The following is a 12,378-nucleotide window of genomic DNA, read 5'->3' as shown; positions in this document are numbered from 1 at the left end:
GCCTGTCCCTGTTTGCTCGGCCACACTGCCTGATTGCCGTCTTCCCCCGCGCTTAGCATAAACCGTGACCATGCCAAGCACGGGCCAGCGCGGCCCGCTTGCAGTGATCGCGCGGCTGGTCCAGAGGCTGCAGCATGCCGCGTCGTGCCGTCTTGCTGCCATTTTTGCTGCTCGGGATGGCCGCAGCGCCAGCGGTCCGCGCGGCCGATGGCAGCGCGGCGGCCATGCTGCCCACGGGCGAGGAAGCGCGCCCGCAAGGCCTGCTTCTGCCTGCCGCACCGGATGCGCCAGAGGTGCCTTCGCCGCTACCTCCGCCGCCGTCCGGCGCCTATCGCGCGATTTCGCTGTCGCCCGGCGCTTTGCCACTGTCATCGCGGTTCGGCTGGCGTGGTGATCCGGTGGAGGGCGGCACACGGTTTCATGCCGGAGTCGATATCCCGGCCCATGCGGGTGCCGCCGTGCGCGCAGTCCGGGCCGGACGGGTGGTGTTTGCGGGCTGGGCAGGGGGCTACGGCAATCTTGTCGTGATCGATCACGGTGCCGGGTTGCGCTCGCGCTACGGTCATCTCGAACGCGTGCTGGTGGCTGCGGGCGAACCGGTCGGCACGGGCGACAAGATCGGCGAGGTCGGCTCGACCGGCCGCTCGACCGGACCGCACCTGCACTACGAAGTGCGCAAGGGCGGGGTGGCCATCGATCCCATGCGGGCGGCGATGCAGGTTTCCGCCGGCATGGCACCGGATCTGGCATGGCCCGCGATGGAACCTGCAGCGGAAGTTGCGCCGCGCTGGTCGTGGACGACCGATGGCATGGCCGATGCCTTGCCTGCACCTGCTATTCGCTGAGCGCGCTGACAAGCGTATCGAAGCTGTGGTGCACGGTGCTTTCGGGCGGTGACCATCCGGCTTCGGCATAGCCCCAGCTGAGAAAATGGAACGGCATGCCGGCGGCAGAAGCCACCGCGTGGTCGATTTCGCTGTCGCCGATGAACACGCCTTCGCCCCGCGCCAACTGGTGCGCGGAAAGCACACAATCGAGCAAATCGGGTTCCGGCTTGGGGCGCAGATCGGCCCTGCCGCCGACGACCGTGCTGAAATGCACCGCCAGGCCGGTATCGTGGAGGACCTTCTCGCAAAGCGTCTGCGGCTTGTTCGAGCAGATGGCCATCGCGAAGCCTGCCTCCGCCAGCCGCTGCAACCCGCTTTCCACTCCCGGAAAAAGCGTTTCGCGCGAGGTGGTGTGATCGGCATAGCGCGCGCGGAATTCGCGCAGGTCCTCGTCCGGATCGATGCAGGCGTCCCCCAGCAGGGCCCGGACCATCTCCCGCCCGCCGCGGCTCATGTAGCGTCTTGCGCTGCGCTCATCGATCATGTGCGCGCTGCTTCGCGCTTGCAGCATTGCGCGCAGAATGGCGACGCAGGCCGCATTGCTGTCGACCAGCGTGCCATCAAGATCGAACACCAGCAGGGGTCTGCGTACCATCATTCTTGGCCTTGGGAACGGACGGTGGATCCGGCCGTTACCACTACGTAACAAACCCCCCTTAAGCTGGGGTTAATGATTAATCTGATGTTAAGTTTTATAGGCCAATATCTATAGAGTGTGCCGGAGAGACCATCTGGCAGCTTGTGAAGTGACGCGAGCTGACATATCAGAATAACGCATTTTTTGTGTAACATTAGTTTTCCAGACTTTACATCCAAAATGGAGATATTGCGTGAACCTTGCTGAACGCCATATGCTGGACCTGCTGAAGCGCGGCCGTGACTACAGTGGCTTCGTCGCTGTTAAGGCAGAGTTCGAGGCTGAAGGCACGCGCGCGGACGAACTTCTTCGGCTGCTGGAGATTGCGCATCGGGCGGATTTGAAGGTGGCGATCAAGATCGGCGGCTGCGAGGCGGTTTCCGATCTGCTGCAATCGCGAAATTACGGCGCGAATTACATCATCGCGCCGATGGTGGAGACGCCCTACGCACTGTCCAAGTTCGTCGATGCCAAGAACAAGGTCTATGGCAAGAACGAGCAGGAAACCGAATTCCTGTTCAACCTCGAGACGCAGACGACACTCGAAAACCTTGCCGCAATGGTCCCGGTCGCCAAGCAGGGCGGCATTGATGGCATCGTGTTCGGCCGGGTCGATTTCACGCTTTCACGCGGGATGCCGCGCGGCGCGATCAATGATCCTTCGGTGACCAAGGCTGTGCTCGATGTCGCCAATGTTTGCGCCGAAAATGATCTCGGGCTCGTGGTGGGCGGATCGGTGGCGGCGGAAGCCGTGCCTAATCTCGCACGCTTCCGCAGCGTGCGGCTCGACCGGTTCGAGACGCGCAAGGTCGTGTTCGACGGTGCCGCTGCGATGAGCGATTCGATCACGCACGGCATTGCGACCGCGGTCGAGTTCGAGCTGACCTGGCTGCGCAACAAGCACGAGTACTACAGCCAGATCGCCGGTGAAGACCTTGCCCGCATCCGCATGATGGAAGAACGTCAGGCCTCGCGCGTCCAGCTCGCGGTCGCACGCTGATCCGATCGGGCCCCCGGCGGCAGGGCCGTGCGGGGGCCGTCCGGGGGTGGTTCGCCTTAGTCCCCGAATGCGATGAAGGCGGCCGCGTCTCTTGGGGATATTCCAAGTCGGCAGGCTTGTTGCCGCGTGCTAAGGGGTTTTGTGCCGGGCCATTTCGGCCCATGCTGCGATGGCCCGACATGTGCGGGATCAGGCGCAGTGGTGCACAGGTATTGATGGGTCAGCCGTTGAAAATCACCAAGCTTGGAACCTGCGCCATGGCGGCGCTGCTCGCGCTGTGCTGCGGTCTTGCGGTCGTGCCCGGTCAGGCCCAGGTCGTCGATCCCGGGCAGGTTTCTTCGACGTATAGCGGGCAGGTTTCCGCCGGCGGTTCGCAGTCTGCCGCATCCCAGAACGCCACCAACCGGGGCATGCAGCCTTCGCCGAGCGTGCAGTCCTCCGCCATTCCCGAATATCGCCCGACGCAGCTCGTCGTCCCGGCCGAGGGCCAGACCAATGCCGAGCCTCGCTCCGCTGCCGATCAGCCTGCGCGCACGCGCCGCCAGCAGCCGGGTCCGCCGGGCGAATTCGAAGCCTTCGTGTCCGAGATCGTGGGCAAGCCGGTCCGCCGCTTCGGCGCCGATCTGCTCACGCCGGATGCGCGTGATTTCACGGCCCCGCCGGTTGTTTCCGTGCCGGCGGATTACCGCATCAATCCGGGCGACGAGATCCGCCTTGGCCTGACCGGCAACGTGCAGGCCACCAACCTGCGGTTGAAGGTCGATACCGAGGGGCGGATTTTCGTTCCCGAAGTCGGCGCGATTCAGGTGGCCGGTGTTGCCTACCGCGATCTCCAGACGGTGATCGGCCGCGCCGTCTCGCGCCAGTACAAGGAATTTTCTGCGTCCGTGGGGGTGACCCGGCTCAACGGCATCACCGTCTATGTCACCGGCTTTGCCGCTGTCCCTGGCTCCTACACCGTCAGCAGCCTGTCGACCGTGGTCAACGCCGTGCTTGCGGCTGGCGGACCGGCAGCGGGCGGCAGCTTCCGGTCGATTCAGGTGCGGCGCGGCGGCAAACTTATATCCGATTTCGATCTTTATGATTTCCTGCTGAAGGGCGACAAGTCCGCCGATGTCGTGCTCCAGAATGGCGATGTGATCTTTATCGCGCCCGCCGGTGCGCAAGTGGCCACGATCGGCAGCGTGAACAACGAAGCGATCTACGAAGCCCGGGCCGGGGACACGTTGAAGGATGTGCTGGTCTATGCCGGCGGGGTCAACACCGTGGCTGATATTCGCCGCCTGCATGTGCTTGATCCGATGAGCGATCAGGGCTGGCAGGAATTGACGCCGGAGATTGCCGCGACGACCCCCGCCCGGCGCGGGCTCGTGCTGCGCGTGCTCTCGGCTGTCGGCATTGCGCAGCCGTCGCAGCGGCTGCCCTCGCTCGTCACGATCGGCGGCGAAGTGCAGAACCCCGGGCGCTATTTCGTGCAGCCTGGCACCACCCTGGAAGAAGTCATTGCCAAGGCGGGCGGGCTGACCGCGCAGGCCTATCCCTTTGGCGCCGTATTCGTGCGCGATAGCCTGCGCCGCCAGCAGACCTACAATTTCGGCAAGGCGGTTGATGAACTGAAGGTCACGCTCACGGCGGAACCGCTGGTTCGCTATGAAAACCAGGACAAGGACCTGACTGCCCGGCTCTCGGCCGTCGATGCGCTGGTGAGCCAGCTCAACGGACGCCGGATCGAAGGCCGCCTCGTGCTGCCGGTTGCGCCCGGCGATCAGAGCCTGCCTGCAGGCTTCCTCGTCGAGAACAACGACAATCTGGTGATCCCCACGCGCTCGCTCGCGGTCGGTGTCTACGGCATGGTCAACAGCTCGGCCGATTTCCGGTTCAAGCCCGGCGCCAAGGTGGGTGATTATCTGAAGCTCGCCGGCGGGTTCAACCGGCTCGCCGATCGCAAGCACGTGTTCGTCGTGCGCGCCAACGGAACCTTGCTGAGCGGGCGCAGCACGCTCTCCGCCACCGCGCTCCCCGGCGATCTCGTGTTCGTTCCGATTGATTCGCAGCGCGGGGCATTCTGGGCGCGCTTCAAGGATCTGCTCAACTTCGGCTTCCAGGGCGCACTCGCCACCGCGTCGATCGTGGCGGTGACCAAGTGACCATGCTGCAACGGATCGGCCGGCTGCGCGAACGTCGTGTGCGGCTGATCATCTACCTCGTGCTGGGCGCCGTTCTGGCGGTGCTGTGCCTGTTTCCGCGCCCGTTCATGGCGCGCGCCAAGGTCGTGCCGGGCGACAACAACGCGGCTTCGCTGTTCAGCATGTCCGGCGCCGGATCGCAGCTGCAGAATCTGGCCTCGCTGTTCGGTGATCGCAGCGCGACCGAGGTGACGCTGCAACTGGCGAAAAGCGATGCCGTCGGCCGTGAGGTCGTCGCCCGCCTCAACCTTGCGGGTCCGGGCCGGCCTTATGCGGACGAGCGGACCGCGCTGGTGGCGCTGGGCAAGCGGGTCGATATCCACTCGCTGCTGGGCGGCATCATCGAGTTCGAGACGCGGGCCTACGATCAGGATTGGGCGCTGGCCGTGACCAAGGCCTATGTCGATGCGATGAGCGAACGGATGGGCAGCTACGTGCGCGTCCAGGTCTCACGCAAGCGCCGGATCGTCGAAGACCGCCTCGGCAGTTCGCAGGAACGCCTGATACAGGCGCAGGCTCAGCTCGAAGCTTTCCGCAAGGCCAACCGCATCGCCGATCCCGGTGCCCAGCTTGGCGAGCAGTTGACCGTGCGGGCCGGCCTTGAAGGCCAGTTGCAGGCCAAGCAGGTCGAACTGGCCACGCTGCGCGCCATTTCGGGGCCGGAGAATCCCCGCCTCAAGGTTGTCGCCGGGCAAGTCGCTTCGCTTCAGTCGCAGATTGCCCGCGCCGCAACGGCGACCGAAGGGCAGCCCAGCCCCAACGTCGGCGCGATCACGGCGGTCTCGCTCACCTATGCACGGCTCTATCGCACCTACGTCTTCGCGCAGGGCGTCTCGGACGTTTATTCGCGCGCGGCGGAAGAGATTGCGGTGCAGGAAATCGTCTCGCAAGACCGGGCCCAGCTTTCGGTGATCGATGCGCCGCATGTCGATTCGGACCGCTATTTCAACACGACTGCGGTCGCCCTCCTCGCGCTGCTGGCTGCGCTGGTGGTGTTCGTCGAAGTCTATGCGCCGGCGACCGGCCTGTTCGATCCGGGAGCCGGACCCCGCCGTGCCGGCCATGAGGCCGGTCCGCAGGCAGAATGATACAGGCGCCCGGACGATGAGCGATATCGAAGTCTCTGTCGTGATTCCCTGCCTCAACGAGGAGGAGAATGTTCAGGGCATCTATGACGAGGTCAGCGCTGAGCTCGCGCAGCATGCGCGTTCGTGGGAAATCCTCTTCATCGACAATGGCTCGACCGACCGGACCCGCGAGCTGATCCGCGCGATCTGCGGTGCCGATACCAAGGTGCGGGCGATCTTCAACACCCGCAATTTCGGCCAGATGCGTTCGCCCACCCACGCGATCTATCAGGCCGAAGGCGCGGCCGTGATCGGCATGTGTGCCGATTTCCAGGACCCGCCGCAGTTGCTGGGCGAATTCATCCGCCAGTGGCGCGATGGCCGCATGATCGTGCTGGGCGTTCGCCGCAGCGAGGAAAAAGCGGGCGCGCTGCTCACCGCCGCGCGCAAGGCTGGCTACGGCTTCCTCGCGCGCAACGCGGACTATGCCGTCATTCCCGGTGCCACCGGGTTCGGCCTCTATGACCGGCGCGTGGTCGATACCCTGGCGCGCTGGCACGAGCCGGAACCGTTCTTTCGGGGCATGCTCGTCGAAAGCGGCTTTTCGATCGGTCTTGTCCCCTATGACCGTCCGGAGCGGCGCGGCGGCCAGACCAAGAACGATGTTTTCGCCCTGCTCGATTTTGCCGTCTCGGGTCTTGCCGGCTCATCGAAGGCGCTGCTGCGCCGGCCAATCGTGTGGTCGTTCGGCTTCATGGCGCTGGGGCTCGTGCTCGCGGCGGCTGCAGTGGCGGCCGCCTTCACAGGTGCCCCGGCATGGCCGTGGATCATTCTTGCCAGCCAGTTCGGCCTGTTCGGCTTCGGATTCCTGTTTACCGGATTGCTGGGCGAGCAGGTTCGCATCATCGCCGAACGGACGCGGCGCGTGCCGCTGGTGATCGAGCAGGAGCGGCTGAACTTCCCGGCCAGCCGCACCCGGCCGGTACGCCAGCCGTTCGTCGTGGCCGAAGATGCCTGACGGCACGGGAGCGGACCCCAGCCGGAGTCGGCGCGAGAATCTGCGGCTGGCTTTGCGCGCCACGCTGCCCGAACTCGTGCTGCTGCTGCTTGTCCTCGCCTCGTTCGTCTCGTTGGTCCACGCGTTCCTTGAAACCGGTTACCTGCCGCAGCCCTTCATCTGGGATCCGCAGGATACCTTCATGGATTGGTTCAACACTGCCTATTGGGCGAACCATTGGGGCGCCTATTCGGTCTGGCGCTCGATCTATCCGCCGCTGTCGTTCTTCGTCCTGCGCATGTTCACGATCTCGTCGTGCTATGTGACCTCGTCGTTCGCGGCCCGGGATTGCGATTGGCTTTCGATCACCACGATCCTTGTCTCCTATGTCGCAGCGATTGCGGTGTCGTACCTGGCCCTGCGCCGCAACGATCCGCGCACGGCGGTCATGCGCACCCTCGCGCTCGCCTTCGGCTATCGCTCGCTCTACGCGCTGGAGCGGGGGCAGCTGCTGATCATGTGCTATATCGCCATGGTCATCGCCTTCGGCTTCTTCGCCGCCTCGCGCCCGGTGCGGGCGATCGCGGCGGGTCTGATGATCAACTTCAAGCCCTATATGCTGGTGGCCACCATTGGCTGGGGCATCCGCCGCGAATGGCGGCAGCTGGAACTCGCCGCGGTCGCCACGGTGCTCATCTACCTAGCGACCTGGGCCTTCGTGGGCGGCGGCAGCATCGCCGAACTGCTCGACAACACCCTCAACTGGATCACGTTCACCGGCGGCGATGTTGTCGGCGAAATCTACTATTCGACCAGCTTCAACGGCCTGTTCGGCGTGATCGACCGGGGCGCGTTTCCGGTCCTGCGCTATTTCCGTTCGGACACCTACGAACAGTTCCGCTTCGTGCTGAAGACGGCGATGGCCGTCGCGCAGTTGACCGGGGTCGTGGCCCTGTTCCTCGCGTGGCTGCAGCCGCGCGCGGTGCCGCTCACGCGCCTTGCCTGCATCGCGCTGCTGATTTCGCTGACCAACCGCTCCCCCGGCGGCTACACCGAAATGTTCCTGATGTTCCTCGTGTTCATGGAGCCGTGGCGCGGCTTTGCCCGGATCGCCTCGATCACGATCATCTATCTCAATGCGCTCAATGTGGATTGGCAGATCTCCACGTTGCCGGTGGCCCACACCACGGCGTGGCTCAGCGGCAAGGCCGTCTCGGCGCAGTTCGGCATCGCGGTTGGTCAGTTCACCCATCCTATCGGCCTCCTGCTGGTGCTCATGCTGCTCTCGCTGGAAACGATCCGCGAGGCGACGCTGGCCTATCGCCAGCATCGGCCACAGCTCTCGTTCGGCCCGCCCCGGGAGGCGCTGGCATGAGCATGCATCCCATCCTTGCGGAAGACCTCGCGGGCGTGGTCGAACGCCTCGCGGGAGACTGGTCCGCGCTCAAGGGTGCGCGCCTGTTCATCACCGGCGGCACGGGGCTGATCGGGCGCTGGATGCTGGAGGCGCTGCGGCTTGCCGATCAGGCGCATGGCCTTGGCCTCGACGTGGCGGTGCTTACCCGCGATCCGGCCGCCTTCGCAGCGAAAGCCCCGACGCTGGCGGCGTGGCCCGCGCTGCGGCTGGTGGCGGGCGATGTCCTGACCCTGCAGCCGGACGGACAGCACTACACCCACGTGATCCACGGCGCGACCGATGCCAGCGCCGATCTCAACGAGAACGACCCGCTCCGCATGTTCGATACGATCGTGGCAGGCACGCGCAATACGCTCGATTTCGCGCGGGCAGCCGGGGCAGGGCGCGTGCTGTTCATGTCCTCGGGCGCGGTCTACGGCGCGCAGCCGTGGGACGTGACGCATGTGAACGAGGACTATCGCGGCGCGCCCGATCTCTTGACCCACCGCTCCAGCTACGGCGAGGGCAAGCGCGCGGCGGAAATGCTCTGCGCGATCTATCGCCGCCAGTTTGGGCTCGACATCGTCACCACCCGCATCTTCGCGCTGCTGGGGCCGATGCTGGCGCTCGATATCCACTTCGCTGCGGGCAATTTCATCCGCGATGCCATGGCCGGGCGCACGGTAACCGTGAACAGCGACGGGCGCGCGGTGCGCTCCTATCTCTATCTCGCCGATCTTACCGCGTGGATGTGGGCCGTGCTGCTGCGGGCTCCGGCTGGTGCGACCTACAATCTGGGGTCGGAGCAGGCGGTTTCGATCGGCGAACTGGCCGAACGCGCGGCGACCCTGCTGGGCAGCGGCAAGTTCGAAATTCTCGGCAAGCCGGATGCCGGCTGGAACCCGGGGCGCTATGTCCCGGCAACCCACAAGATCCGGAGCGAACTCGGCGTGGTCTCCACGGTCGATCTGGATGAAGCTATTCGCCGCACTGCGGCCTCGAATGGATGGATGCGATGAGCAAGGTCAAGCTTTCAGACTGGGTGGCGCAGCAACTGGTGGCGCATGGCATCGGCGATGTGTTCATGCTCACCGGCGGCGGGGCGATGCACCTCAATCACTCGATCGGCACGCACGAAGGGATCCGCACCACGTTCTGCCATCACGAGCAGGCGCTCGCGATTGCGGCGGAAGCCTACGGGCGGCTGACCGGGCGCCTGCCGGTGGTCAACGTCACTTCGGGGCCCGGCGGCACCAACGCCATCACCGGCATCTATGGCGCCTTCGTGGATTCGGTCGGCGTGCTCGTCATCTCCGGACAGGTCAAGAATGAGACCACGGTGCGCCACACTGGCCTGCCGCTGCGCCAGTATGGCGATCAGGAGCTCGATATCGCGCCGATCGTGCAGACGATCACCAAGTATGCCGAGATGGTCACCGATCCGCAGACGATCCGCTACCACCTCGAAAAAGCGATCTACCTCGCGCGCTCGGGCCGTCCGGGGCCGACCTGGCTCGACATTCCGCTCGATGTGCAGGCGGCGCGGATCGATCCCGATACGCTGGATCCCGGCTTCGATCCGGCCGAGCTCGACGAGCACTGGACGAAGACCGACCTTGCTGCGGCGGCAGAGGCCGTCATCGCCAGGCTCAAGACCGCCAAGCGCCCTGTCGTCTTCGCTGGCGGCGGCGTGCGGCTCAGCGGCGCGCACGCCCAATTCATCGAGCTGGTCGAAAAGCTGGGCGTCCCGGTCGTCACCGGCTGGAATGCGCACGATGTGATCTGGGACGATCATCCGCTCTATTGCGGCCGCCCCGGCACGGTGGGCGATCGCGGCGGCAACATGGTCAACCAGAGCGCCGATTTCCTGCTCGTGCTCGGCAGCCGGCTCAACATCCGGCAGGTCAGCTACAACTGGGACAGCTTTGCGCGCGAGGCTTACAAGGTCTGGGTCGATATCGATCCGATCGAACTGCAGAAGCCCAATGTGAAGCCGGACATGCCGGTCGTCGCCAATCTCAAGGATTTCATCCCGGCGCTGCTTGCCGCCGCGCCGGAGGGGGCCACGGACGAGCAGCGCGAATGGCTCGCTTGGGCGGTTGAGCGGCGGCGCAACTTCCCGGTGGTGCTCCCCGAGTACAACCAGAACGCCGTGTGCAATCCCTATGTCGCGCTCGATGCGCTGTTCCAGGTGCTGGACGGCGAAGATGTCGTCGTGTGCGGCAATGGCAGCGCCTGCGTGGTCGGGTTCCAGACCGCACAGATCAAGGAAGGCCTGCGGCTGTGGACCAATTCCGGCTGCGCAACGATGGGCTATGATCTGCCGGCGGCGATCGGTGCCTGCGTTGGCCTTGCCAGCGCGGGGAAGGGCGATCCGCGCCGCGTGATCTGCGTGGCCGGTGATGGCAGCATCATGATGAACCTGCAGGAACTGCAGACCATCATCGGCTACGGCATGCCGGTGAAGATCATCCTGCTCAACAACAACGGCTATGTCTCGATCTTCCAGACCCACCGCAACTACTTCAACGGCGTTGAAGTGGGCGGCGGGCCCAAGAGCAACGTGACTTTCCCCGATTTCTCCAAGCTCGCAGCGGCCTTCGGTTATGGCTACTGGCGGGTCGACGGGCATGAAAACCTCGGCGCGCTGCGTGAGGCGATCGAGGCACCCGGCGCGACGATCTGCGAAATCATGATCGACGAGAATGCCGCCTTCGCCCCCAAGCTGGGAGCCAAGGTCCATCCCGATGGGCGGATGACTTCGCCGCCGCTCGAAGACCTCTCGCCGTTCCTACCGCGTGAGGTCCTGCGCGAGAACATGCGCATTCCGCTGCTGGAAGAGTAAGCCGTGCGCCTCATCGAACGCGTTCGCACGCGATTGCGCCGGGGGGAGCGCCCGGTGCGCTATCTGCTCGCCGGCGCGGCGAACACCGCGTTCGGGCTCTCGTTCTTTCCGGCGCTCCTTTGGTTTTCGCCCTGGTTCGCGCACAACTACATGGTCGCGCTGCTGCTCTCGCAGGTCGTCTGCGTGGTCTTTGCCTTCAGCACCTACAAGATCGGCGTCTTTCGCACCCGCAACAATATCCTTCGCGAATTTGCTTACTTTGCCTCATATTCGTACGCGGTATTCGGGGCCAATCTGATTGCATTGCCGCTTCTGGTGCAAGGCTTCGGCCTGCATCCGATCCCAGCGCAGTTCAGCTTCTCGCTGATGACGCTGGCGGGCAGCTATTTCTGGCACCAGGCCGTGACATTTCGTGCTGATACACCTTCTGATACAGGGACTTGATGACCGATGGCAGCCTTTCTTGAGCGGTCCTGCCCATGCTGCGGAAGCGCGCAGGCCATTCCCGAAATGCAGAGCAAGCCGGCCGGGGAAGACGTGGGCCTCGAAGGCCTCGTTCCCTTCTGGGAGGGGCTGCGCAAGGAGCGCATGTTCTTCACTTATGCCCGGTGCCAGAGCTGCGGCCTGCTCTATTGCCCGCGCTATTTCACCGGCGCGCAACTGAGCGAGCTCTACGCCAATCTCGCGCCAAACATGGACATTGTGCCTTCCGCCGCGATCGCCGCAACCCAGCGCGGCTACTGGTCGGCGGTGGCAGACAGCGTCGTTCCGGGCGGTTACATGGAGATTGGCCCGGATGTCGGGCATATCGTCACGCCCGCGGCGGCTTCGGGCAAGTTTGGCCATGCCTGGCTGTTCGAGCCGAACCGCGCGGTGCATGATGTTCTGGCCCGCTCGGCCGGAACCCTCTCGCACACCATCAGTGCGGCCATGGACGATTTCAGCGACGTGCCCGATGGCACGATCAGCCTGGCCGTGATGATCCACGTGCTCGATCACATTACCGAGCCACTCGCGATCCTGCGCCAGATCCGCACCAAGCTGAAGCCGGGGGGGCGCATCCTCATTGTCACGCACAACGAGAAGTCGCTGCTGCGCACGGTGATGGGCCGCACGTTCCCACCGTTCTGCCTGCAGCATCCCGAACTCTACAATCCCGAAACCATGACCAAGGTGCTGACAACCGCCGGGTATTCGGGGGTAGATGTGCAGCGCAGCGTCAATCACTTCCCGATCAGCTTCCTCGCCCAGCAGGCGGGCCAGACTGTCGGGCTCGATCTCTCGCGCCTGCCCCTCCCAGACATGGCAGTGGGCCTGAAACTGGGTAACATGTTAACGACGGCGCAGCCGTAAGACCAACAAA

The 12,378-nt window shown here is 64.7% G+C and carries 11 protein-coding genes; 10 read left to right on the top strand and 1 reads right to left on the bottom strand.

The window, feature by feature from the left end:
* The first annotated feature begins 134 nt into the window (after positions 1-134).
* Positions 135-845 carry a M23 family metallopeptidase gene (locus tag ACODS2_RS08385; protein WP_488998401.1) on the top strand — a complete coding sequence of 237 codons (711 nt, stop codon included), beginning with the start codon at positions 135-137 and terminating at the stop codon, positions 843-845.
* On the opposite strand, the gene ACODS2_RS08380 is transcribed toward ACODS2_RS08385, so the two are convergent.
* Positions 835-1,482: an HAD family hydrolase gene (locus tag ACODS2_RS08380; RefSeq protein WP_298165841.1), complete on the bottom strand. Its 648-nt coding sequence runs from the start codon at positions 1,480-1,482 to the stop codon at positions 835-837. The genes ACODS2_RS08385 and ACODS2_RS08380 overlap by 11 nt on opposite strands.
* A 235-nt stretch (positions 1,483-1,717) precedes the next feature.
* Here ACODS2_RS08380 and ACODS2_RS08375 point away from each other — a divergent pair, with 235 nt between their 5' ends.
* From ACODS2_RS08375 to ACODS2_RS08335, 9 genes are all read left to right on the top strand, one after another.
* The gene (locus tag ACODS2_RS08375; RefSeq protein ID WP_488998400.1) at positions 1,718-2,524 is read left to right on the top strand and encodes an aldolase/citrate lyase family protein; all 807 of its coding nucleotides are present in this window, start codon (positions 1,718-1,720) and stop codon (positions 2,522-2,524) included.
* A 257-nt stretch (positions 2,525-2,781) separates the two neighbouring features.
* Complete coding sequence (locus tag ACODS2_RS08370; RefSeq protein WP_488998399.1) at positions 2,782-4,671, top strand: SLBB domain-containing protein; 1,890 nt, start codon at positions 2,782-2,784, stop codon at positions 4,669-4,671.
* Positions 4,672-4,673: 2 nt separating this feature from the next.
* On the top strand, positions 4,674-5,798 hold the full coding sequence (locus tag ACODS2_RS08365; protein ID WP_488998398.1) for a capsule biosynthesis protein: 1,125 nt from the start codon (positions 4,674-4,676) through the stop codon (positions 5,796-5,798).
* A gap of 16 nt (positions 5,799-5,814) precedes the next feature.
* Positions 5,815-6,795: a glycosyltransferase family 2 protein gene (locus ACODS2_RS08360; RefSeq protein ID WP_488998397.1), complete on the top strand. Its 981-nt coding sequence runs from the start codon at positions 5,815-5,817 to the stop codon at positions 6,793-6,795.
* Positions 6,788-8,149: a hypothetical protein gene (locus ACODS2_RS08355; RefSeq protein WP_488998396.1), complete on the top strand. Its 1,362-nt coding sequence runs from the start codon at positions 6,788-6,790 to the stop codon at positions 8,147-8,149. The genes ACODS2_RS08360 and ACODS2_RS08355 overlap by 8 nt, the downstream gene beginning before the upstream one ends.
* Positions 8,146-9,189 carry an NAD-dependent epimerase/dehydratase family protein gene (locus tag ACODS2_RS08350; protein ID WP_488998395.1) on the top strand — a complete coding sequence of 348 codons (1,044 nt, stop codon included), beginning with the start codon at positions 8,146-8,148 and terminating at the stop codon, positions 9,187-9,189. Before ACODS2_RS08355 ends, ACODS2_RS08350 begins: the two co-directional genes overlap by 4 nt.
* Positions 9,186-11,015, top strand: a complete 1,830-nt coding sequence (locus ACODS2_RS08345) for a thiamine pyrophosphate-binding protein (protein ID WP_488998394.1) — start codon at positions 9,186-9,188, stop codon at positions 11,013-11,015. The genes ACODS2_RS08350 and ACODS2_RS08345 overlap by 4 nt, the downstream gene beginning before the upstream one ends.
* Positions 11,016-11,018: 3 nt before the next feature.
* Entirely contained in the window at positions 11,019-11,459 is a 441-nt protein-coding gene (locus ACODS2_RS08340; RefSeq protein ID WP_488998393.1) for a GtrA family protein, read from the top strand.
* Between the two features lie 66 nt (positions 11,460-11,525).
* The gene (locus ACODS2_RS08335; RefSeq protein WP_488998392.1) at positions 11,526-12,368 is read left to right on the top strand and encodes a class I SAM-dependent methyltransferase; all 843 of its coding nucleotides are present in this window, start codon (positions 11,526-11,528) and stop codon (positions 12,366-12,368) included.
* Positions 12,369-12,378 lie beyond the last annotated feature (10 nt).

This window comes from Novosphingobium sp. FG137, assembly GCF_057809735.1.
The sequence above is the reverse complement of the archived record's forward strand: the minus strand, read 5'-3'. Positions and strand labels throughout refer to the sequence as shown.

What these genes read in the sequence shown, in the direction of transcription:
- ACODS2_RS08385 (WP_488998401.1), top strand. Translation starts at nt 135, where the DNA reads ATGCCGCGTCGTGCCGTCTTGCTGCCATTTTTGCTGCTCGGGATGGCC.
- ACODS2_RS08380 (WP_298165841.1), bottom strand. Translation starts at nt 1,482, where the DNA reads ATGGTACGCAGACCCCTGCTGGTGTTCGATCTTGATGGCACGCTGGTC.
- ACODS2_RS08370 (WP_488998399.1), top strand. Translation starts at nt 2,782, where the DNA reads ATGGCGGCGCTGCTCGCGCTGTGCTGCGGTCTTGCGGTCGTGCCCGGT.
- ACODS2_RS08365 (WP_488998398.1), top strand. Translation starts at nt 4,674, where the DNA reads ATGCTGCAACGGATCGGCCGGCTGCGCGAACGTCGTGTGCGGCTGATC.
- ACODS2_RS08360 (WP_488998397.1), top strand. Translation starts at nt 5,815, where the DNA reads ATGAGCGATATCGAAGTCTCTGTCGTGATTCCCTGCCTCAACGAGGAG.
- ACODS2_RS08355 (WP_488998396.1), top strand. Translation starts at nt 6,788, where the DNA reads ATGCCTGACGGCACGGGAGCGGACCCCAGCCGGAGTCGGCGCGAGAAT.
- ACODS2_RS08350 (WP_488998395.1), top strand. Translation starts at nt 8,146, where the DNA reads ATGAGCATGCATCCCATCCTTGCGGAAGACCTCGCGGGCGTGGTCGAA.
- ACODS2_RS08345 (WP_488998394.1), top strand. Translation starts at nt 9,186, where the DNA reads ATGAGCAAGGTCAAGCTTTCAGACTGGGTGGCGCAGCAACTGGTGGCG.
- ACODS2_RS08335 (WP_488998392.1), top strand. Translation starts at nt 11,526, where the DNA reads ATGCAGAGCAAGCCGGCCGGGGAAGACGTGGGCCTCGAAGGCCTCGTT.